At 65.9% G+C, this 21,481-nt stretch carries 19 protein-coding genes; 11 read left to right on the top strand and 8 right to left on the bottom strand.

Annotated features, from left to right (window positions below; all coding sequences use genetic code 11):
- The first annotated feature begins 43 nt into the window (after positions 1-43).
- The 7 genes from CR919_RS10700 (at position 44) to CR919_RS10670 (ending at position 6,371) form a co-directional block, all read left to right on the top strand.
- Positions 44-1,027 (top strand): PhoH family protein, encoded by a 984-nt coding sequence (locus CR919_RS10700; protein WP_099820014.1) that lies wholly within the window; start codon positions 44-46, stop codon positions 1,025-1,027.
- A 38-nt stretch (positions 1,028-1,065) separates the two neighbouring features.
- Positions 1,066-1,932 (top strand): hypothetical protein, encoded by an 867-nt coding sequence (locus CR919_RS10695; protein ID WP_243380081.1) that lies wholly within the window; start codon positions 1,066-1,068, stop codon positions 1,930-1,932.
- A 56-nt stretch (positions 1,933-1,988) separates the two neighbouring features.
- Complete coding sequence (gene ybeY / locus CR919_RS10690) at positions 1,989-2,474, top strand: rRNA maturation RNase YbeY (protein ID WP_099820013.1); 486 nt, start codon at positions 1,989-1,991, stop codon at positions 2,472-2,474.
- 117 nt (positions 2,475-2,591) lie between these two features.
- Entirely contained in the window at positions 2,592-3,146 is a 555-nt protein-coding gene (locus CR919_RS10685) for a hypothetical protein (protein ID WP_099820012.1), read from the top strand.
- Positions 3,147-3,210: 64 nt separating this feature from the next.
- A complete protein-coding gene (locus tag CR919_RS10680) occupies positions 3,211-4,092 on the top strand; it encodes a transporter associated domain-containing protein (RefSeq protein WP_099820011.1) in 882 nt (293 codons plus the stop codon).
- Positions 4,089-5,330 carry a DUF4105 domain-containing protein gene (locus CR919_RS10675; protein ID WP_099820010.1) on the top strand — a complete coding sequence of 414 codons (1,242 nt, stop codon included), beginning with the start codon at positions 4,089-4,091 and terminating at the stop codon, positions 5,328-5,330. The genes CR919_RS10680 and CR919_RS10675 overlap by 4 nt, the downstream gene beginning before the upstream one ends.
- A 6-nt stretch (positions 5,331-5,336) precedes the next feature.
- The gene (locus CR919_RS10670) at positions 5,337-6,371 is read left to right on the top strand and encodes a magnesium and cobalt transport protein CorA (protein WP_089239983.1); all 1,035 of its coding nucleotides are present in this window, start codon (positions 5,337-5,339) and stop codon (positions 6,369-6,371) included.
- 79 nt (positions 6,372-6,450) lie between these two features.
- Here CR919_RS10670 and CR919_RS10665 read toward each other — a convergent pair whose 3' ends face one another.
- From CR919_RS10665 to potA, 4 genes are all read right to left on the bottom strand, one after another.
- A complete protein-coding gene (locus CR919_RS10665) occupies positions 6,451-7,815 on the bottom strand; it encodes an NAD-dependent succinate-semialdehyde dehydrogenase (protein WP_099820009.1) in 1,365 nt (454 codons plus the stop codon).
- A 63-nt stretch (positions 7,816-7,878) separates the two neighbouring features.
- Positions 7,879-8,721, bottom strand: a complete 843-nt coding sequence (locus tag CR919_RS10660; protein WP_099820008.1) for an ABC transporter permease subunit — start codon at positions 8,719-8,721, stop codon at positions 7,879-7,881.
- A complete protein-coding gene (locus CR919_RS10655; protein WP_099820007.1) occupies positions 8,718-9,650 on the bottom strand; it encodes an ABC transporter permease subunit in 933 nt (310 codons plus the stop codon). Before CR919_RS10655 ends, CR919_RS10660 begins: the two co-directional genes overlap by 4 nt.
- Positions 9,647-10,783: a polyamine ABC transporter ATP-binding protein gene (potA, locus tag CR919_RS10650; RefSeq protein ID WP_099820006.1), complete on the bottom strand. Its 1,137-nt coding sequence runs from the start codon at positions 10,781-10,783 to the stop codon at positions 9,647-9,649. The genes CR919_RS10655 and potA overlap by 4 nt, the downstream gene beginning before the upstream one ends.
- Before the next feature lie 352 nt (positions 10,784-11,135).
- Here potA and CR919_RS10645 point away from each other — a divergent pair, with 352 nt between their 5' ends.
- Entirely contained in the window at positions 11,136-12,458 is a 1,323-nt protein-coding gene (locus CR919_RS10645; protein ID WP_243380099.1) for an NAD(P)-binding domain-containing protein, read from the top strand.
- Between the two features lie 38 nt (positions 12,459-12,496).
- Here the strand turns inward: CR919_RS10645 and CR919_RS10640 are convergent, their stop codons facing one another.
- From CR919_RS10640 to CR919_RS10630, 3 genes are all read right to left on the bottom strand, one after another.
- On the bottom strand, positions 12,497-13,606 hold the full coding sequence (locus tag CR919_RS10640) for a polyamine ABC transporter substrate-binding protein (RefSeq protein ID WP_033830748.1): 1,110 nt from the start codon (positions 13,604-13,606) through the stop codon (positions 12,497-12,499).
- Between the two features lie 91 nt (positions 13,607-13,697).
- A complete protein-coding gene (locus CR919_RS10635) occupies positions 13,698-15,092 on the bottom strand; it encodes a glutamine synthetase family protein (protein WP_089239973.1) in 1,395 nt (464 codons plus the stop codon).
- A complete protein-coding gene (locus CR919_RS10630) occupies positions 15,089-15,850 on the bottom strand; it encodes a gamma-glutamyl-gamma-aminobutyrate hydrolase family protein (RefSeq protein ID WP_099820005.1) in 762 nt (253 codons plus the stop codon). Before CR919_RS10630 ends, CR919_RS10635 begins: the two co-directional genes overlap by 4 nt.
- A 201-nt stretch (positions 15,851-16,051) precedes the next feature.
- On the opposite strand from CR919_RS10630, the gene CR919_RS10625 reads away from it, so the two are divergent.
- The 3 genes from CR919_RS10625 (at position 16,052) to CR919_RS10615 (ending at position 20,773) form a co-directional block, all read left to right on the top strand.
- Positions 16,052-17,290, top strand: coding sequence for an FAD-binding oxidoreductase (locus CR919_RS10625; RefSeq protein WP_243380096.1), 1,239 nt, complete (start codon positions 16,052-16,054; stop codon positions 17,288-17,290).
- 81 nt (positions 17,291-17,371) lie between these two features.
- Positions 17,372-18,991 (top strand): MASE1 domain-containing protein, encoded by a 1,620-nt coding sequence (locus tag CR919_RS10620; RefSeq protein ID WP_099820003.1) that lies wholly within the window; start codon positions 17,372-17,374, stop codon positions 18,989-18,991.
- 192 nt (positions 18,992-19,183) lie between these two features.
- Positions 19,184-20,773, top strand: coding sequence for an MASE1 domain-containing protein (locus tag CR919_RS10615; protein ID WP_099820203.1), 1,590 nt, complete (start codon positions 19,184-19,186; stop codon positions 20,771-20,773).
- A gap of 74 nt (positions 20,774-20,847) precedes the next feature.
- On the opposite strand, the gene CR919_RS10610 is transcribed toward CR919_RS10615, so the two are convergent.
- Positions 20,848-21,372: a hypothetical protein gene (locus CR919_RS10610; protein ID WP_243380079.1), complete on the bottom strand. Its 525-nt coding sequence runs from the start codon at positions 21,370-21,372 to the stop codon at positions 20,848-20,850.
- Positions 21,373-21,481: the final 109 nt, after the last annotated feature.

Raw genomic sequence — 21,481 nt, 5'->3', positions numbered from 1 at the left:
TGACGCCATCGCGGTGGACGGCGACCCCGCCCCACCCCAAGCAATGAAAAGCATCGAGCATCGAGACTTCACCCTGTCGCCGGAAGACAACGCGCAGCTGGCCAACCTGTGCGGTCCGTTCGACGGCCACCTTCGCCAGATCGAACTGAAGCTTGGCGTGGAAATCGCCAACCGCGGCTTCGTGTTCCGCATCAGCGGCCCGGCCGAGGCCAGCGCCGAGGCGCAGAAGCTGATCGAGGCGCTGTATGAAGAAGCCGCCGAGACCACCTTCGACAGCCACGGCATCCACCTGCGCCTGAACGCGGCCAACATCGAACAGATTGCCGATCGCTCCTACGAAGCGCAGGACGTGGCGATCAAGGTCAAGCGCGGTACCGTGCGCGGGCGTGGTTCCAATCAGAGCCGCTACCTGCACCAGATCGTCAGCCACGACATCAACTTCGGCATCGGCCCGGCCGGCACCGGCAAGACCTTCCTGGCCGTGGCCAGCGCGGTGGAAGCACTGAACGAATCGCGCGTGCAGCGCCTGATCCTGGTGCGTCCGGCCGTTGAAGCCGGCGAGAAGCTGGGCTTCCTGCCCGGCGACCTGAGCCAGAAGGTCGACCCGTACCTGCGACCGCTGTACGACGCCCTGTACGAAATGCTGGGTGTGGAAAAGGTGCTCAAGCTGCTGGAAAAGAACGTCATCGAGATCGCACCGCTGGCCTACATGCGCGGCCGCACGCTGAACGATGCGTTCGTGATCCTGGACGAAGCGCAGAACACCACCATCGAACAGATGAAGATGTTCCTGACCCGCCTGGGCTTCGGTTCCACCGCCGTGGTCACCGGTGATCTGACCCAGACCGACCTGCCCAAGCATGTGAAGTCGGGCCTGCGTGATGCCATCGACGTACTGCGCGATGTGGAGGGCGTCAGCTTCACCTTCTTCGAAGCCCGCGACGTGGTCCGCCACCCGCTGGTGGCGCGCATCGTCAGCGCCTACGACCGCCGCGACCTGCATCAGATCCAACCGGGCGCGGAATAGCACTACACTCCGGGCTCCTGTGCACATAAGGACGTGTCATGGTACGCCCGGGTCTGCTGCTGTCGTTGTGCCTGCTGGCCTTCGGGCCGGCCCCCGCACTCGCCTCTCCCCCGCCCGTCGCCGAAACGCGGGCGTATGTTGAATCCAGCTATGTGATTGCTCCCTACGAGGTGGAGGATTTCACGCTGGTGCGCAGCAGTTACAACCCGGACGACCGGTTGGCGGGGGCCGGATTCAGTTACCGCAGTGACCTGCATCCGGAGGCGGCGATCAGCGTTTTCGTGTATCCGGCGGGCCGGCTGGACCCGCAGGTTGCCGTGGACCGCGGCATCCAGGCCCTGCAGGCGGACCTCAGGCAGGCGGTTGCGTCCGGCATCTATGCACAGCTGCAGGAGCTGGGACGGGAGCCCTTCCAGCTTTCGCCCAGGGCGGTGCCAGCGAAAGGTGCCAACGACATCGATTCGGCGGTGATCCAGGCCATTGCCAAGGCCGAGCAGGTCCGCGGCGAGAAACTGCGTCTGAGCCTGCTGCAGGTGTCCCGCAAACAGCCGCTGCATTCCAATGGCTACCTGTTCTACAAGCAGCTGCATTTCTTCAAGCTGCGCATCTCGGCCAACCAGTCCGACCTTCCGCGCGAAGCGTTCGACGTCCTCGCTGACCGCGCCACGCGCAGCCTGATCCCGGCGCTGGAAGTGGCCAACGTCGGCAGCTGCGCAAGCGCCACTCTGTATGTGGACCCCGACGCGGCGCCGGAGCAGGGCGCTATCCAGTTGGCCAGCCAGCTGACCCAGCAGAACGGCTACAACTGCCACGCATCGACCGAGAAGGCCGATATCCAGGCTCGTGCGGGCAAGGCCTCAGTGATAGAAATTGCCTACGAAGCCGGCGACTGGAAGTCGCAGTGAACGGCGACACGCGCGATACTGTCACCTCCTGTTCGATCTGAAATTCCGGTGTTGCCATGACCAAGGGTCCCGTCCGCCTCGATGTAGCCGTCAGCTACGCCCTGCCCCGTGCCGGGCTGCCCTCTGCCGTCAGCTTCCGCAAGTGGGTGGCGGCGGCGCTGAAGGGGCGTATCCGCGAGGCCGACCTGGCCATCCGCGTGGTCGACAGCAAGGAAGGCCAGTCGTTGAACCGGCATTACCGGGGCAAGGACTACGCCACCAACGTGCTCAGCTTCCCGGCGGACGTGCCGGAGGGCCTGCCCAAGGGTGTCAAGTTCCCGCTGCTGGGCGACCTGGTGATCTGCGCGCCGGTGGTGGCGCGTGAAGCCGACGAGCAGAGCAAGGCGCTCAATGCCCACTACGCGCATCTGACCGTCCACGGCGTGCTGCACCTGCTCGGCTGGGACCACGAGGACGACAAGGAAGCGGAGGCAATGGAACAGCTGGAGCGCGAGATCCTGGCCGAACTCGGCATCGACGATCCGTACGCGGGCGAGCGCTGACACCGGGCCAGGCCTTGCGTGACCGAGCCCATGCTCGGTCATGGTGCGCCACGCGCTCCGCAGACCCAACCCAAATGCAGCCGAGCGTGGGCTCGGCTCTACCACGGAACCTCGCTTGTGCTGCTGCGTACCTTCCTGCTCCTGCCGTTACTGTCTGCCGCCACCGCTTCCGCCGCGCCGCTGGACCTGCCAGCGCTGATCGAGTGCCGCCAGGGCGTGGCCGAGCATGCCGCACTGGCCCCCCTGCTGGCCGATCCGCTGAAGGCGGTGGCCCACGGCCTGCAGCCGCTGCCGCAGGGCAACCAGTTCATGAGCGAGTACCGGCTGGCCAGCCCGATCACCGTGTTCGGCCAGCAGACCGAGCGCGTGGCCGTGGCCGGCGCCAGCATCATGGCCGTGCTCGACCAGTCCGACCCGCGGCCGCTGGCCACGCAGTTGGCGCTGGAGACCGGCTACGACCAGGACGGCAAGTTCATGGCCGGGCGCGAGCTGGTCAGCCGCGATGTGACCGACCCGAAGACCGGCGAGGCGCAGATCGAGTCGATCATCCTCAGCGTATCCACCGTCGCCAGCCACCCCGGCAAGACCCTGGCCGGCTGCACCTACAGCCTGGACCTGCCGGCCGAGGGCGAGGGCCCGGCCGCCGCCGCCCCGGCTGGCGAGGGTCACTGACAGGCCCCCACATCCTGCTAGACTTGGGCCATCGCCCGGCCTGCCGGGTGCCTTTTTTCCAGAGATGTCAGAAGACGACAGTAGTAGCTCCTCCGTGGAGCACAGTGAAAAGAAGCGCGGCTGGCTTGAACGCCTGACGTCCGCTTTTTCCGGCGAACCCCACACCCGCGACGAGCTGGTCGCTGTCCTGCACACCGCGCAGGAAGAAGGGTTGATCGCCGCCGATACCCTGAAGATGATGGAAGGTGCCATTTCGGTGGCCGAGCTGACCGTGGGCGACGTGATGATCTCGCGTTCGCAGATGGTCTCGCTGCCGGTGGAGGCGCCCTTCCTGGAGCTGATGAGGCAGGTGGTCGAGTCCGGCCATTCACGCTTCCCGGTGCATGGCGAGAACAAGGACGACATCCTCGGCGTGCTGCTGGCCAAGGACCTGCTGCGCGGCGTGGTTGCCGACAATGGTCCGGGCAACATCCGTGAACTGCTGCGCCCGGCGGTGCTGATTCCGGAAGCGAAGAAGCTCAACGTGCTGTTGAAGGAGTTCCGCCTGTCGCGCAACCACATGGCGATCGTGGTGGACGAGTACGGCGGCGTCGCCGGCCTGGTCACCATCGAAGACGTGCTGGAGCAGATCGTCGGCGACATCGACGACGAGCACGACGAGGCCGAGGATTTCTCGGCGCAGATCGCCATCCAGGCCGACGGCCAGTACGTGGTGGATGCACTCACGCCGATCGGTGATTTCAACGAGCGCTTCGGTGCCACCTTCTCCGATGAGGACTACGACACCATCGGCGGCCTGGTGACCGAAGCCGTCGGCCATCTGCCGGAAGTCGGTGATGAGCTGGCGCTGGACCGTTTCATGTTCCGTGTGGCCCGCGCCGATGCGCGCCGGGTCCAGGCCTTCCATGTAACGGTGCTGGCACCGGACGCGCAGGACGACGCTTGAAGCACCGTGGCCTGATCCTGACCCTGTGGCTGGCGTTGTGCCTGCTGGCCACCGCCCTGCCCCTGGATGCGTTCGCGCAGGCGGCGGCGCCGACCGTCTCAACGGCCAGCGATGCCCCTGCCCCGCGTGTCGGCGTGGTCACCATGCAGCCGGGCACCGTGTTCTTCGAGCGCTTCGGCCACGATGCCATCGTCGTGCTGGACCCGGTGAGCGGCCAGGCGATCTCGTACAACTTCGGCTACTTCGATCCGTCCGAACAGGATTTCATCGGCCGCTTCGTACGTGGCGACATGATGTATTACCTGGTGGCGCTGCCACTGCAGCAGGACCTGTCGTACTACGACGAGACCGGCCGCGGCGCCAGCGTACAGTGGCTGGATATCACCCCTGCGCAGGCACGCTCGCTGGCCGCCGACCTGGCCGAACGGGCCAAGCCGGAAAACGCGCGCTACCACTACGATTACTACACCGCCAACTGCGCGACGATGGTGCGCGACACCCTCGACAAGGCGTTGGGGGGCGGGCTGCACTCGCAGCTGTCCGGCCGTTCGCGCGGCAACACCTATCGCAGCGAGTCGGTACGGCTGGCGTCCCCTGCCCCGTGGATGTGGCTGGGCTTCGATATCGGCCTGGGCCCGTTTGCCGACCAGCCGCTGTCGCGCTGGCAGGAAGCCTTCGTGCCGATGCGCCTGGCCGATGCCCTGCGCCAGGCCCGCAACAGTGACGGCCGCCCGCTGGTGCAGTCCGAGCAGGAACTGCTGCCGCACCGCATCGACCCCGAGCCGAAGGAGTTCGCGCGCCGCTGGTGGCCGTGGCTGCTGTGTGGCCTGGTGATTGCGGCGGGCGTGCTGGCGCTGCGCAACCGTCCGCGCCTGCTGGCCGGCCTGGCCTTGCCGCTGTGGCTGCTGTGCACGATCGCCGGTGGCCTGCTGGTGTTCCTGTGGGGCTTCAGCACGCACTACGCCGCCTGGGCCAACCGCAACCTGCTGCTGCTCTCGCCGCTGTGCCTGCTGTTGCTGCCGGGGGCGATCAGCCTGCTGCGGCGGCGCGTGCCCGGTCGCATGTTCAGGATCGTGCTGTGGCTGGTGGCGGTGCAGGCCGTGGCCGCCCTGGTGCTGCACTGGCTGAGCCTGCAGGCGCAGTACAACGTGCAGTGGATCGTGCTGCTGCTGCCGGTCCACGCTGCCTTGGCCTGGGTGCTGGGGCGCCGTCCTCACTTGTCGGAAACGCAGCACTGACGCACGATGGCGGGCATGTCATTGCCCGCCTCATTGCCCGCCCCTGCTGCCGCCTCCGCCGCAGCCAATCCCACCTGCGTCATCAACTGCGTCCACTACGATGACGACGGCAAACGCCACGACATCAGCCTGGATGCCATCAGCGATGTCATCGCCAGCAACAACGGTTTCGTCTGGGTCGGCCTGTACGATCCGAACGAAGACGTACTGCTGAAGCTGCAGGAAGAATTCTGCCTGCACGACCTGGCTGTCGAGGATGCGCGCAACGCGCACCAGCGCCCCAAGGTGGAGGCCTACGGCAACTCGCTGTTCGTGGTGGTGACCACCGCGCAGATGGTCGACGAGCGCATCCAGTACGGCGAAACCCATGCCTTCCTCGGCCCACGGTTCCTGGTGACCGTGCGCCATGGCGCCTCGCTGTCGTACGCGCCGGTGCGCGCACGCGTCGAGCGCGAACCACAACTGCTGAAGATGGGGCCGTCGTACTGCCTGTACGCCGTGGCCGACTTCGTGGTCGACAACTACCTGCCCATCACCAACCGCTTCCGCGACACCCTGGAGCTGCTGGAGAAGGACATCTTCGCCGACAGCTACAAACGCAGCACGGTGGTGCGCCTGTACGAGCTCAAGCGCGAGTTGAACAAGATGCGGATGGCGGTGGCGCCACTGCAGGATGTACTGGCGCAGCTGCGCCGCTACCAGGGCGAACTGTTCCCGGACGAAGTGAAGCTGTATATCCGCGACGTGCACGACCATGCGGTACGCATCAGCGATGTGATCGACACCCTGCGCGAGATGCTGGGCACGGCCCTGAGCGTGAACCTGTCACTGGTGACGCTGGCCCAGGGCGAGACGGTGAAGCGGCTGGGTGCATGGGCCGCGCTGCTGGCCGCGCCGACCTTGATCACCAGCTGGTATGGCATGAATTTCAGCCACATGCCGGAATTGAACCAGCCGTGGGCCTACCCGCTGATGATCGTCGGCGTCGGCGGCATCTGCGTCGGCCTGTACCGGCTGTTCAAGCGGGTGAAGTGGTTGTAATAAAGGCGTATCGACCAACGGTCGATACCCACCAAACCGGTAGGCCACGACCGTTGGTCGTGGCGCATTGGACAATCCATCAAGCCACGTAGATGGTCTTGATGTTCATGAACTCATGGATGCCGTGGTCGGCCAGTTCGCGGCCGAAACCTGATTCCTTGCTGCCGCCGAACGGCAACCGCGCATCGCTCTTGACGATGGCGTTGACGAACGCTGCGCCGCATTCCATGCGCTGGGCGAAGGACTCACCGCGTACCGGGTCGCGCGTCCACACGCTGCCGCCGAGGCCGAAGCGGGTGTCGTTGGCCACGCGCAGCGCCTCGGCTTCATCCTTGACCCGGATCACGGCGGCGACCGGCCCGAACAGTTCTTCGTCATAGGCCGGCATGCCCGGCCCCACCTGGTCGAGCACGCTGGCCGGGTAGCCCGCATGCGAACCGGCGATCGGTTCGCCGCCGATCAGCACGCGCGCACCTTTGGCGACGCTGGCCTGTACCTGCTTGTGCAGTTCGTCGCGCAGGTCGGCACGGGCCATCGGCGCCAGCGTGGTGCCGCGCTCGTTAGGGTCGCCGTACTGGCGCTCGCCTGCGGCTTCGACGAAGCGCCGGGTGAATTCATCGGCCACCGCTTCAACCACGATGAAGCGCTTGGCCGCGATGCAGGTCTGGCCACTGTTGTCGAAGCGCGACTTCACCGCCGCGGCCACGGCCTTGTCCAGGTCGGCATCATCGAGCACTACGAAGGCGTCGCTGCCGCCCAGCTCCATCACCGACTTTTTCAACTGGCTGCCAGCGTTGGATGCAATCGAGCGCCCTGCCCGCTCGCTGCCGGTCAGGGTCACGGCTTTCACCCGTGCATCGCGCAGCACCTCGGCGGCCTGGTCATTGTCGATGTGCAGCACATCGAATACACCATCGGGCAGGCCGCCATCGCGGCATACCGCCAGGATCAGGTCGGCGCACTGCGGCACGTTGCTGGCGTGCTTGAGCAGCGCCACGTTGCCGGCCATGAACGCCGGAGCCAGGAAGCGGAACACCTGCCAGATCGGGAAATTCCACGGCATCACCGCAAACACGCAGCCGATCGGCTCATAGCGCACGTAGCTGCGCTGCGCCTCGGTATCGATCAGCTGCGGCTTCAAGTAGTCGGCGGCGTGGTCGGCATAGAACTCACAGGTGCTCGCGCACTTTTCCACCTCAGCCAGGGCTTCGGCCTTCAGCTTGCCCATTTCGCTGGTCATGGCCTGCTGCAGGTCGTCGCGGCGCGCACGCAGCTGGCCAGCGATCTGCTTGAGGATCGCGCCACGTTCCTGCAGCGAGCGCTCGGCCCAGCGCGGGAACGCATCAGCTGCCGCCTGCAGACGCTGCTCGATGGCAGCGGCGTCCATCAGCTCATGGCGGTAGGTCACCTGGCCGGTGGCCGGGTTGATGATCTCGACGGTCATTGGGGGTCTCCATCAGGGTGACCCCCATTGTGCGCCGGCCGCCGTGAGCCGGATGTTGCCGGTTCAGCCGTTGTCCTGGCGTGCCAGCTGCAGGTCGCGCTGGCGCCGCTTCTCGGCACACGCATTGATGTACCAGCCGATCACCGCGGCAATCGACACCGCCGATACCAGCAGCGTAGCCAGCGCGTTGATCTTCGGGCTGATACCCATGCGCACCGAGGCGAACACCTTCATCGGCAGCGTGGTCGAGCCCGGTGTGGCGACGAAGCTGGCCACCACCACGTCGTCCAGCGACAGGGTGAAGGCGAGCAGCCAGCCGGCCACCAGCGCCGGCGCGATGATCGGCAGGGTGATGCGGCCGAACACGGTCAGCCGGCTCGCGCCCAGATCCATCGCCGCTTCTTCCAGCGACAGGTCCATTTCCTGCAGGCGCGAGGACACCACCACGGTGACGAAGCACAGGGTGAAGGTGACGTGGGCGATCCAGATGGTGGCCAGGCCGCGCGCCGGGAAGCCCGGAATCGCGCCCATCGAGGCCAGCAGCGCCATCAGCGAGAAGCCGAGGATCACGTCCGGCATCACCAGCGGCGCGGTCACCAGCGCACCGAAGAACGGCTTGCCGCGGAAGCGCTTGAAGCGGGTCATCACCATTGCCGCCAGCGTGCCGAGCACGGTGGCGGTACAGGCGGTCCAGAACGCGACCACCAGGCTGGTCCACATCGCATCCATCAGCGCGCGGTCGGCGAACAGGTCACTGTAGGCGCGGGTGGAGAACCCGGCCCAGACCATGGCCAACCGCGAGCTGTTGAAGGAATAGAACATCAACAGCAGGATCGGCAGGTACAGGAAGGCGAAGCCGAGCAGCAGCACGCCCAGCCCCAGGCCCTTGGCAGAACGTGGGCTCATGCCTGCTTTCCTTCCAGCAGGCGCTGCTGGGATCGGTTGAACAACAGGATCGGCACCAGCAGCAACAGGATCATCGCCACTGCCATCGCCGAGGCGCCCGGCCAGTTGCGGTTGTTGAAGAACTCGTTCCACAGCTGGCGACCGACCATCAGCGTTTCCGCGCCACCGAGCATTTCCGGGATCACGAATTCGCCGATCGCCGGAATCATCACCAGCATGCAGCCGGCGATGATGCCCGCCTTGGACAGCGGCAGGGTGATGCGCAGGAACGCCTGCCACGGCTTGGCACCGAGGTCGTAGGCCGCTTCCAGCAGGCGATGGTCATGCTTGACCAGGTTGGCGTACAGCGGCAGCACCATGAACGGCAGGTAGCAGTACACGATGCCGATGTAGGCCGCGGTCGGGGTGTCGATCAGCTGCAGCTTGGGCAGGCCCATATTGGTCATCAGCGTCTGCAGGCCGGTGTACTGCAGGAACTGGTCGAGCAGGCCGTTGCGGTCCAGGATCGCTTTCCAGGCGTAGACGCGGATCAGGAATGAGGTCCACGAAGGCAGCACCACCAGCATCATCGCCACGTTGCGCGCGGCCGGCGACAGGCGGGCGATGGCATAGGCCATCGGGTAGCCGATCAGCAGGGTGAGGAAGGTCGAGATCGCGGCGATCTTGATCGAGCTCAGGAACGCCTGGGCGTAGATCGAATCGCGGAACAGCGCCAGGTAGTTCTCGAGGTTGAGCTTGAGCGAGAACCCGCCGTCGGCGTACTGCAGCAGCCAGGTGTACGGCGGCGAGCCAACCCGGCTGTGCGAGAAACTGATCATCAGCACGATCAGGAACGGCACGGCGAAGAACAGCAGCAGCCACAGGTACGGAATGCCGATGACCGTGGCACGCATGCCCGGCAGCCAGCGCTTCAGGCCCGCCGTGCTCATGAGGTCAGCACCACGCCGTCGTTGTCCCGCCAGTGCACCCACACCTCGTCGCCCCAGGTCAGGCCATCGCTGGCCCAGCGCTGCGAGTTGGCGAAGTTGGCCAGCACCTTGGCACCGCTGGGCAGGCGCACGTGGTAGACCGAATGGCTGCCGAAGTAGGCAATGTCCTCGATCACGCCCTGCGCCTTGTTGGTGTGCCCTTCGGGCTCGTCCTTGCCGATCATCACCTTCTCCGGGCGCAGCGCGAACGCGACCGGCTGCCCTTCATAACAGGTGATGCCGTGGGCGATGTAGACCGGCGCCGGGAACAGCGGCGAGCGCACGGTCACGTATTCGGGCAGGTCCTCGTCGATCACGCCGTCGAACAGGTTCACCGAACCGATGAACTCGGCGACGAAGCGGTTGGCCGGCTGCTCGTAGACCTCGTCGGGCTTGCCGACCTGCTGGATCCAGCCGGCGTCCATCACCGCGATGCGGGTGGCCATGGTCATCGCCTCTTCCTGGTCGTGGGTGACCATCACGCAGGTCACGCCCGAGGATTCGATGATGCTGACCAGTTCCAGCTGCATCTGCGAGCGCAGCTTCTTGTCCAGCGCGCCCATCGGTTCGTCCAGCAGCAGCAGCTTGGGCCCCTTGGCCAGCGACCGAGCCAGCGCGACACGCTGCTGCTGGCCGCCGGACAGCTGGTGCGGCTTGCGCTTGCCCAGATGGCCCATCTGCACCAGGTCCAGCATCTCGCCGACACGCTTGCTGATCGCGTCCTTGCCCAGCCCATCCTGCTTCAAGCCGAAGGCGATGTTCTGCTCGACCGTCATGTGCGGGAACAGCGCGTAGGACTGGAACATCATGTTGACCGGCCGCTGGTACGGCGGCAGCGCATCCATCCGCTGGCCATCGACGGTGATGCTGCCCTTGGTGGGCGTCTCGAACCCACCCAGGCAGCGCAGCAGGGTCGATTTACCGCTGCCCGAGCCGCCCAGCAGGGCGAATATCTCGCCCTTGCGGACGTCCAGGTTGACGTCATCGACGGCGACGAAGCCATCGAATTCCTTGCGCAGATCACGAATGGAGAGATAGCCGGGCACACCGGTCGCTTCGACGACGGCGGCTTCCGGCTGGGCTTCAACGGGCATGGGGGCTCCGGGAGCGGGCGGTGGACAGCGGCCGTCATTCTAACGGCCGGGGGCCGATGGGGATATGACGGCGGCAGGTGGCAGCGGCTACAGCCGGGCCGGCCCCACGTCCGCTGTCGGATTCCGACCGGAATTGGCGCGCTTCCGTCCATAACCCGTCTCCCTGCCCCGCTGCTGCCGGCCGTCCCCGCCAAGCGCCACCGGTGCTCCCCGGAATCTGCAACGTTTTTCAGAACCGGAAGCATTGATCGCCCGCGGCATCCCCGGCGAAATCTGCTGGACCGAAGCCCACCATGGACGAACACGCGTGACATCCCCAGCTGACTGCTTCCCTCCCGCCCCTCCCGAGCGCCTGGCGCCGCCAGCCCACGGGCTGGAGCTGGTCATCGTCGGCGCCGGCCAGGCCGGGCTTTCACTCAGCGCCGTCCTGCAGGAGGCCAACGTCGACCATCGCGTGCTGGAAGCCGAAACCGTGGGCGCCAGCTGGCGGCGGCGCTGGGACTCCTTCCAGACCAACACCGCCAACGCGACGATGGCCCTGCATGGCCACGCCTATGCGGGCGACGATCCGGAAGGCTTCATGGCCGCAGCGGAAGTGATCCAGCGGCTCCGCGACTACGCCAGCGAGCGGTCATTGCCCATCGATGAGGGCCGTGCGGCACATCGGGTCACGCCGCAGGCCGGCGGCTATGCCATCGAAACCAACCAGGGGTTGATCCACGCACGCGCGGTGGTGGTTGCCACCGGTGAATACCGGCGCGCCCGGATGCCACGGGTTCCGTTTGCGCCGCGGCCGGACCTGGCGGTGCTGCACTCCGCCGACTACCGCAATGCCCGGCAGCTTCCCGATGGCGCAGTACTGGTCATCGGCGGCGGCCAGTCCGGCGCGCAGATCGCCCAGGACCTGCGCACCAGCGGGCGCAGCGTGTACTGGTCGCTGGCCGAGCGCCACTCGCATACGCGCCGGCTGCGTGGCAAGGACTCGATGACCTGGTGGGACATGGCCGGACGCATCCACCAGCATGTGCGCGAATCGGCCGGTGTGCTGGCGGGAGAGCCCGATGCCCTGCGCAAGGCCCGCACTGCGGAGTTCCCGTTGATTTCCGGCAAGGGCAGCACCGGCAGGGGCAGCTCGATCAGCCTGCTGGCGATGCACCGCGAAGGCATCACCCTGCTGGGCCGCCTGCAGAGCGTCGCCGGGGGCATCGCCCGTTTCGCCGATGCGCGCCCGCAACTGCACAGCGCGATGGAAGCGACGCGGGCCGAGTACGCCTACCTCGACTCACTGGCCGGCGCGTACTACGCAACGCAGCCCGAACCGCGCACGGACGATGCGCGCTACATTCCCGAGGAGGTCTACCTGCACTGGGAGCCGGCGCCTTCGCCGCGCGAGCTGGATCTGCAGGCGGCAGGCATCCATTCGGTGGTGCTGGCCACCGGATTCGTCAGCGAATGGCCATGGCTGGACGTGGACGGCGTGCTGGACGAACGAGGCTACCCGCTCGGCGAGTTCGGTGTCTCCCCGCAGCCCGGGCTGTTCTTCATCGGCATGCACAACCTGCAGCGGATGAGCTCGTCGTTCCTGTGCAACGGCGGTCGCGATGCACGGGACCTGCTGCCCGCCATCCTGCAGCACCTTGGCCGGGGCGGCAGTACCGGCTCCGGCGCAGGGTAAGGCAGCCGCCGGGCATGGCCCGGCGCCACCAGGACCGCTCAGCGGCCGGTCTTCACCTCGGTCCACAGCCGGGTGTAGAGCTTGTCGGTCTCCGGCGTGTTGATCGAATAGGTGAACATCTTCGCGGCCACGTCGGCCGGCGGATAGATGGTCGGGTCGGTGCGGATCGCTTCGTCCACCAGCGGGGTGGCGGTCGGTACCGGGTTGCCGTAGTGGATGAAGTTGGTGTTGGCCGCGGCCACCTTCGGTTCCAGCAGGTAGTTGATGAACGCGTAGGCCGCTTCCGGATGCTTGGCATCCTTCGGGATGGCCAGCATGTCGAACCACTGCGGCGCGCCTTCCTTCGGGATCGAGTAGGCCACGTGCACGCCATTGCTGGCCTCGGCCGCGCGGTCGCGGGCCTGGATGATGTCACCCGACCAACCCACCACCAGGCAGGTACCGCCGTTGGCCAGCGAGCCCACGTACTGCGAGGAGTGGAAATTCTGCACGTACGGGCGGATCGACTTCAGCAGGTCGGCCGCCTTCTGCAGGTCGGCCGGATCGCCGCTGTGCGGATCCAGGCCCAGGTAGTGCAGCGCGATCGGAATCATGTCCGCCGGCGTGTCCAGGATGGTCACGCCGCAGTCCTTCATCTTGCTGATGTTTTCCGGCTTGAACACCAGGTCCCAGCTGTTGGCGATGTCGGCGCTGCCACCGAAACGCTCCTTCAGCATGTCCACGTTGTAGCCGATGCCGGTGGTGCCGATCATGTACGGCACGCCGTACTGGTTGCCCGGATCCTGGGTGGCGATGCGCTTCATCACCGCCGGGTCGAGGTTGGCCAGGTTCGGGATCTTCGACTTGTCCAGCGGCAGGAACACACCGGCCTGGATCTGCCGGCCGAAGAAGTTCAGCGTCGGCACCACCACGTCGTAGCCGCTGTTGCCGGCCAGCAGCTTGGTCTCGACCATCTCGTCACTGTCGAACACATCGTAGGTGACCTTGATCCCGCTCTGCTTCTCGAAGTTCGGGATGGTGTCTTCGGCGATGTAGTCGCTGTAGTTGTAGACGTTCAGGACCTGGCTGTCCTGTCCGCCGCCGTTGCCGCCGCCACAGGCGGAAAGCATGGCGGAGGCCAGGCCGAGCGTGAGGATACGCAGCTTCATCGGGTGCTCCAGAATGCGGAAAGGGGGGCCGGCCGGGCCGGCGACGGGTGCCAGCCTACCCCCCGGCGGCGGATTTTTCTATTCGCGGCCTTCACACGTTCAGCAGCAGGAACTCGCGTTCCCACGAACTGATCACGCGGAAGAAGGTCTCGTATTCCTTGCGCTTGACCGAGATGTAGGCGCGGCAGAAGCGCTCGCCGAGCAGTGCCTGCAGCTCGCTGCACTGCTCCAGCCCGTCCAGCGCTTCACCCAGCGAGCGCGGCAGGTCGTAGCCCAGCTCCTTGGCGCTGCCGGTCACCGGTGCATCCGGCGCCAGGCGCTCGCGGATGCCGAGCAGGCCACAGGCCAGGGTTGCGGCCATCGCCAGATAAGGGTTGGCATCGGAACCGGCGAAGCGGCTTTCCACCCGCATGTTTTCCGGGGTATCCAGCGGTACCCGCAGGCCGCAGGTGCGGTTGTCGAAGCCCCAGTGCACGTTGCTCGGCGAGACTTCGCCAAACACCAGGCGCCGGTAGGAATTCACGTTCGGCGCGAAGAACGCCATGGCCATCGGCACGTACTTCTGCAGGCCGGCCAGGTAGTGGGCGAACAACGGGCTGAAATCCTCACCGCCGTGCTCGCCGGTGAATACGTTCTGGCCATCGCTGATGCGCAGCAGGCTCTGGTGGATGTGCATCGCGCTGCCCGGCTCGTTCTCCATCGGCTTGGCCAGGAACGTGGCATACACCCCGTGGCGCATCGCCGACTCGCGCATGGTGCGCTTGAACAGGAACACCTGGTCGGCCAGGTCCATCGCGTTGGCGTGGGTGAAGTTGACCTCCAGCTGCGCCGCGCCGGATTCGTGGATCAGCGTGTCCACGTCCAGCTTCATCGCGTCGCAGTAGTCGTACATCAGGTCGAGGATCGGGTCGAACTCGTTGACCGCGTCGATCGAGTACGACTGCCGCGCCGTTTCCGGGCGACCCGAGCGGCCCGCCGGGGGCAGCAGCGGGAAATCCGGATCGGTGTTCTTCTGCACCAGGAAGAATTCCAGCTCGGGCGCAACCACCGGTCGCAGGCCGAGCTCGGTGTAGGCATCCAGCACCCGGCGCAGCACGTTGCGCGGGGCCAGTTCGTGCGGCTCGCCGTTCTTGGTATAGCAGTCGTGGATGACCTGCGCGGTCGGATCGGTCGCCCACGGCACCATGCGCACGGTGTCCGGGTCGGGGCGCAGGATCATGTCCGAGTCCGACGGCGAGGTCAGGTCGTAGTAATCGTCCGGGAATTCGCCGGTGACCGTGGTCGCGAAGATGCCCTCCGGCAGGCGCGTGCCGTAATCGTGCGAGAACTTGTCGGCCGGGATGATCTTGCCGCGCGCATTGCCGGTGATGTCCGGAACCAGGCATTCGACCTCGGTGATGCGCCGCTCTTTCAGCCAGCGCAGCAGGCTGCTTTCCTGCGGTGGCGTGGGCGTAGCCGTCTTGCGCGGGCGCGTTCGCGAACTCATGGGGATTCCAGTCGATTCTGTTGGTGCTGCCGGCAAGCTTGGCCGAACGCACGGAAAATAGCGTGATAGAACGGCGTCTGCATGACCCGCCACTCCGGGTGCCACTGTACGCCGAGCACGAATCGATGGCGCTGGCTGCGTGCCGCTTCAACCAGGCCATCATCGGCCCAGGCCTCGATCTGCAGGCCGTCGGCCAACCTCGCGATGCCCTGGCCGTGTACCGAATTGACCTGCACCCGATCGCCGGCAGACCACTGTGCCAGCCAACCACCATCGGCCACGGTGATCGCATGGGCGGGCCCATACTGGACCTCCACCGGCGCCTGCGGGTCTTCGCGATGGTCGCTCAGGCCAGGCACTGCATGCACCTGCGGATGAAGCGTGCCGCCGAGCGCCACATTCAATTCCTGGAAGCCGCGGCAGATCGCCAGCACCGGCAGATCCATCGCCAGCGCATCGTGCAGCAGGGCGAACGCCGTGGCATCGCGGGCCGGGTCGTGCAGGTTGCCTTCCCAGCTGCGGCCCCCTTCGTAATGCTGTGGCTCGATGTTGCTGACCGCGCCGGTCAACAGCAGGCCATCCAGGCCCTGCAACCAGTCGCGTGCCGGCAGCGGCGGCTGCAGGCTCGGCAGCACCAGTGGCGTTGCCTGCGCAGCGTCAACCAAGGCACGCACATACTTTTCCCCGGCCACCGCGAAACGATGATGGCCGAGCACGGTGCTGTCGGTGGGCAGGCCCACCCAGGGCAGGCGGCGCATGGGGAAAACTCCTTGGCGTGCAATCACGTTACCCGCCCGGCACCGGCAACGGCAAGCCGCTGCCGTCACACCACGGGCGCTCCGCTTGGGCCAAACTATCGGCGTGAAGCCCGACCGTCCTCCCCCGCTCCGACGCCCTTTCCCGCTTCTGCGAGGCCGCCGGTGAGCGCCGCCTTCCCGCCCAGCTGGTACGCCAGCAGCCTGCCCGAACCGGCCGCGCTGCCGCCGCTGCGCGGTGAACTGCAGGCCGATGTCGCGATACTGGGCGCCGGTTACACCGGCCTCACCGCCGCACTGGAACTGGCCCTGCGCGGCCAGCGGGTGGTGGTGCTGGAGGCGCAGCGGATCGGCTGGGGAGCCTCGGGCCGCAATGGTGGCCAGGCGCTGGTCGGCTACGGCTGCGAAGTGGACGAGCTGGAACGCCAGCTCGGCCGCGATGATGCACGCCACCTGTTCGACTGGTCGCGCGAAGCGGTACAGACGATGCGCGCGCGCATCGACCGGCATCGCATCGATTGCCATTGGGTGCAGGGCCACGCCAGCGTCGCCATCCGCGCACGCCACGAGCGGGACCTGCGCGCCAACTGCGAGCATCTGCAGCAGCACTACGACTATCCGACGCAGTGGTGGCCGCGCGATACCCTGCGCGTGCAGCTGGACAGCCCGCGCTACCGCGCGGCGATGTTCGACCCGCTCAGCGCGCACCTGCATCCGCTGGCCTACGCCCGCGGGCTGGCCGATGCCGCGCGCGCGGCCGGAGTGGTCATCCACGAACAGTCGCCGGTAACGCGCATCCAACGTGGCGTACACGCGGTGCTGCATACCGACCATGGCAGCGTGCGCGCGCCGCATCTGGTGGTGGCCGGCAACGCCCTGCTGCAGGGGCTGGTGCCTGAGCTGGAACGGCGCATCATGCCGGTCGGCACCTATATCGGCGCCAGCGCGCCGCTGGGTGCCGAGCGCGCCCGCGCCCTGATCGGCAACAACATGGCGGTCTCCGATACCGCCTGGGCGCTGGATTACTTCCGGCTCAGCCATGACCACCGCCTGTTGTTCGGCGGCCGTGCCAGCTATTCCGCGCTGCCGCCGCCGGGCCTGCACCGGGTGATGCAGCAGCGCATGCACCAGGTGTTCCCGCAGTTGGCCGACATTCCGCTGCAGCAGGTCTGGGGCGGTTATGTGGATATCACCCGCAACCGTGCCCCGCACTGGGGGCGGCTGGATGGGAACCTGTACTTCGCGCAGGGGTTCTCCGGCCACGGTGTGGCAGCGGCCGGGCTGGCCGGCGAGGTCATTGCCGCCGCGATTGCGGGCCAGAGCGAGCGTCTGGACGTGTTCCAGCGCCTGCAGCACGCGCCCTTCCCCGGCGGACGGCTGCTGCGCATGCCGCTGCTGGTGGCGGCGATGTCGTGGTACAAGCTGCGCGATGCGTTGTGGTAGCCAACCCGTTGTCAACCCTGTGACTTGATCCGCCGCTGCACTTTGTTTGCATAATTGGTCCAGGAACAAAGGGGCGCGTGGATGCAGTGGTGGAAAGATGGACTGCTGGTGAGAATCCGGGTCAGCCCCGAGGGAGTGGCGCTGGCGCTGCTCTATGCACTCGCCTGCTGGGCGGCGCGCAAGATGTCCCTGGACCAGTTCTATCTGCCCGCCGGCGTCCGTGTGGCCGCTCTGCTGCTGTGCCCGCCACGCTTGTGGCCCTACCTGCTGCTGGGTGAGTACGCTTACTTCGCGCAGTTGCGCATCCCCCTTCTCGAAAAATATGGCCTCAGCTGGGTGATCTTCGCCTCGGCATTCCTGATGCCAGCCGTGATGCTGATCGTGCGCCTGCACCGGAAGCTGCTGGAGCGCACCACGATCGTCGGCATCATCTCCATCGCGATGTGCGCTGCCGTGGTCGTAAGCCTGCTCAATCTGGGCATTTCCCACCTGCTGTGGCCACCGCTGCGCGAAACCGCCTTCCTGACCAGCGCCCTGCGCTACGCGCTGGGTGATTTCATCGGCATCCTGGTTCTTGCACCATTGGCGCTGCTGTGGATCCGGCGCAGCGAAGAATCGTGGTCCAAGCGGTCCGTCGCAGCCGTGGCTGCGTCGCTGGTTGCCACGCTTGTCATCGGCTTGCACGCAACGCCGGTAGCACCCGCCACGGTTGCTGCCACCGGCTCCCTGCAGTTGCTGCTGCTGCTGCCCATTCCTGCCATCGCCCTGACGTGTCTACTGGGCTGGCGCGGCGCTGCGATCGGCGTAGCGACCGTGAACCTCATCATCGGATTGACCACACCAAAGATCGAACCCGAAGCCTTCGATGCTGCGACGTTCGCCACCCAGCAGGCCATGGCCATCGCCAGTGTCGCCCTGTTGCTGTTGGGTGCCCGCATCACCCACTTTCAGAACCAGCACCGGCTGCGTGAAGAAGATGGAAGGAACACCCTCCTTCTCGCCCGGCGAACGCATACGTCCAGCGAGATGGACCTGCGCGAACGCGCCGCCCACCTGCGCCGCCTGGGCGACGGGCTGGACCTGTCTCTCAATGAGATGGTGAACTGGCTCCACGCCCAAGGCCACCACGCAGTGGCAGACAGCCTCAAACACACGTCTGAAGTGCATTCGCGGCTGTTCCGTGCACAGGCGAGCATGATTTACCCGGCGGCGCTGGAAAGGCTGGGGCTGTACGTGGCCCTGCAGGCAGGCGGAGTGCGCGAAAACTGGAACAGCACTCACCGTGTCTGCCAGCCTCGACTGAGTGGCGATCCCTGCAGACTCAGTTCCAACCTCCAACTGGCGGCCTACCGCTCCATCGTCGAGGCGGTTTCAATCCTGCTTGGAGGCGAAACCGGCCAGCTCATCGTGCGCGGCCGTTGCGGCGTCCACGGCGACCGCCGTGGCATTGTCCTGTTTGCTTCGATGATCGACCGCAGGCATGCTCTGGCACGATCGACCATGGACCAAGCGGCCGAGCAGCTGGCCGGACGCATACTGGCCTACGGCGGCTCACTGCACTGCGGTCGTAATCGGATAAGAATCCTGCTGGAGGAATCGATCGATACCCCGCCCGGGGGTGTGATCTCCGTTCGTGAAGAATGGCGCGAGAGCGGAATCGATCCATTCCAGCAACCGCCTCCAGCCGCGCAGCGCGAGTAGAGAATTGCGATGCGCGTCACAAACCAGTCGTGACTCTGATTGTCCCGCATTTCGTCTGTGCGTCCCTTGCGGTGCATCACCAGCTGAAGCGGAGATTGCGCCTTTCCATATCTCCCGATACTGTCCGGTCAGGGAGTGGTTCATGTATCGACAGGATCGCGATAGCGTGCGACGAGCAAGGGAGGCTTGCGCTTGAACTGGTTGAAGAGTGGGTTTGAACTGAGCTTCCGCATCCGACCGGTCGGTATTGCGCTCGCCGCCCTGTACGCGATCACCTGCTGGACCACATGGCGGCTGTCGGTTGATCAGTTCTTCCTGCCAGCCGGCGTTCGCGTCGCAGCGCTGCTGCTGTGCCCACCCCGCCTCTGGCCTTACCTCATCCTGGGCGAGTACGCCTACTTCGCGCAGATGCGTTATCCGATGATCGAAGCCTATGGCGTGGGCTGGGTGATTCTCGCTTCCGCCTGCCTGATGCCGGCCGTTGCACTGATCATCCACCTCCATCGCAAGGCGATGGAAGCCACAACTGAAGGATGGTTGCTGTCGGTGGCAGCATCGGCCGCATTGGTGGCCAGCGCCTTGAAGCTGGGCCTGTCCCACCTGCTGTGGCCCGCCCCGCCCACCATGCCGTTCTATTCCAATGCGGCGCTGTTCGTGCTCGGCGACTACATCGCTATTCTCACGGTCGCGCCGCTGGCACTGCTGTGGATGCGCCGCCACAGCGGCTATGGCTGGAGCGCCTGGAGGCTTCCGCCAACGCTGGCCGCGCTGTGTTCCCTCTGTGTACTGGGTGCCCTCATCGCACTGGTCGGTGCCCACGATCCCATGGCGCGCGCCCTTCTGCAGTTGCTGCTGGTGCTACCTGTGATCGCCCTCACCTGCATGCACGGCTGGCGCGGCGCGGCAGTGGGTGTCCCGCTCATGAACTTGATGCTGAGCGCGACCATGCCAACCACCGGCCTCCCAAGCTCGTTCGACCAGACCACGTTCTTCACCCAGCAGATCATTGCCATCACCAGTACCGCACTGCTCGCACTGGGCTCGCGCATCACCCATCACTACCACCAGCAGACCCGTCCTGCGATGGAGATCTCCCAGGCGATTGCGTTTTCACGTTCGGCGCATCTTGCCAACGAACGGGATCTTCGTGAGCGGGCACTGGGGCTGCGCCGGATCGCCGACGATATCGAAGCGGTGCTCGGAGAAACGGCGCACCTGCTCAGGGCCAACGGCCACGAAGGCCCCGCTACCGATCTGTTGCGAACGTTCTCATCACGTTCCCGACAGTTCCGCGAATTGACCAGCAGGGTGTATCCCACCGAACTCGAGCACGCGGGACTCTATGTCGCATTGCAGGCCGGCGGCCTGCGCGAGGCATGGGACTCCAGCCATCGGCTGGTCCGCCCGATGCTTGCGGGCGATCCCTGCAAGCTGAGCATGGGGCTGCAGTTGGCCGCCTATCGTCTGCTTGCCGAAGCGGTGTTGTTGCTGCTGGAGGAAGAAAAAGGCCAGATTCTGATCCGCGCCCGTTGCGGGCGATCCGGGGGCCAGCAGGGAATCGTGTTCACCGTGGCTCTGCTTGATCGGCACAGTACTTTGGCGCCTGCCACGCAGGGGTTGGCCATCGAGCGGCTCTCGGCCAGGGCAAATGCCTACTCCGGCGCTGTGCAATGCCGGGCCAACCGGATCAGGATCATGATGCGGGACACGCCTCTCGACAGCCCCCAGCTTGTTCCGTCTCGAAATGTGAGCTATCCCAGCGAAACAGCCACCAGGCACTGAGCTTGGCATGTGCCCCGGCCAGCCCCGCAGCGGACAACCGCTGCGGGGCTGGCCCAATCCAGTTCCAGCACCGATTACTTGCTGCTGTTGGCGGACTCGACGGCCCAGATTGCATCGCGGCCTTCGCCGTGGACGACAAGCGAGAAGTCAGGTCCATGGAAAACAGTGCGTCGGCGGGCATTCTGCGGCAAGGGCAGTTGTCTTGAGGGCAGCGAGGTGCGAACTGGTGCCTTTCCGGCCGGGAGTGTCCAGAATGTCGAATCGATGTTGGCGATGATCAGCACCACCTGGCCGGCAAGATCATTGACCTGGTAATACGCGACTCCATCACGCTCGAATGCGTACACGGACCAAGCCGGATCAGCACTGAGGTTGACGGCAGCAGGCTGAGCCTCGCCCAATCCGGCCTGCGCCATCTGGACACCATTGCCTCCACTCGGACAGCAGGCCAGAGCAAGTCCGGGCGCAGCAAGCAAGGCAGCGGCAGAAGCCACGATCGAAAATCGGGAAAATTTCACAGGCATCTCCATGGTTGAAATAATGGGCAGCGTCCAGGCAACTGAAGCCTGACCACGATCAGATAATGCGATGCCCCGCATGACCGGATGAAATAGTCCACCCCGCAATGGACGGAAGGGGCACTGCCAGCATACCCATGCGCCGCAAGGGGCGCCATGCAAGGCCATTTACGACGACAAACTCAGCAGC

This window comes from Stenotrophomonas sp. LMG 10879 (genome assembly GCF_002750935.1).
Taxonomy (GTDB): domain Bacteria; phylum Pseudomonadota; class Gammaproteobacteria; order Xanthomonadales; family Xanthomonadaceae; genus Stenotrophomonas; species Stenotrophomonas lactitubi_B.
The sequence above is the reverse complement of the archived record's forward strand: the minus strand, read 5'-3'. Positions and strand labels throughout refer to the sequence as shown.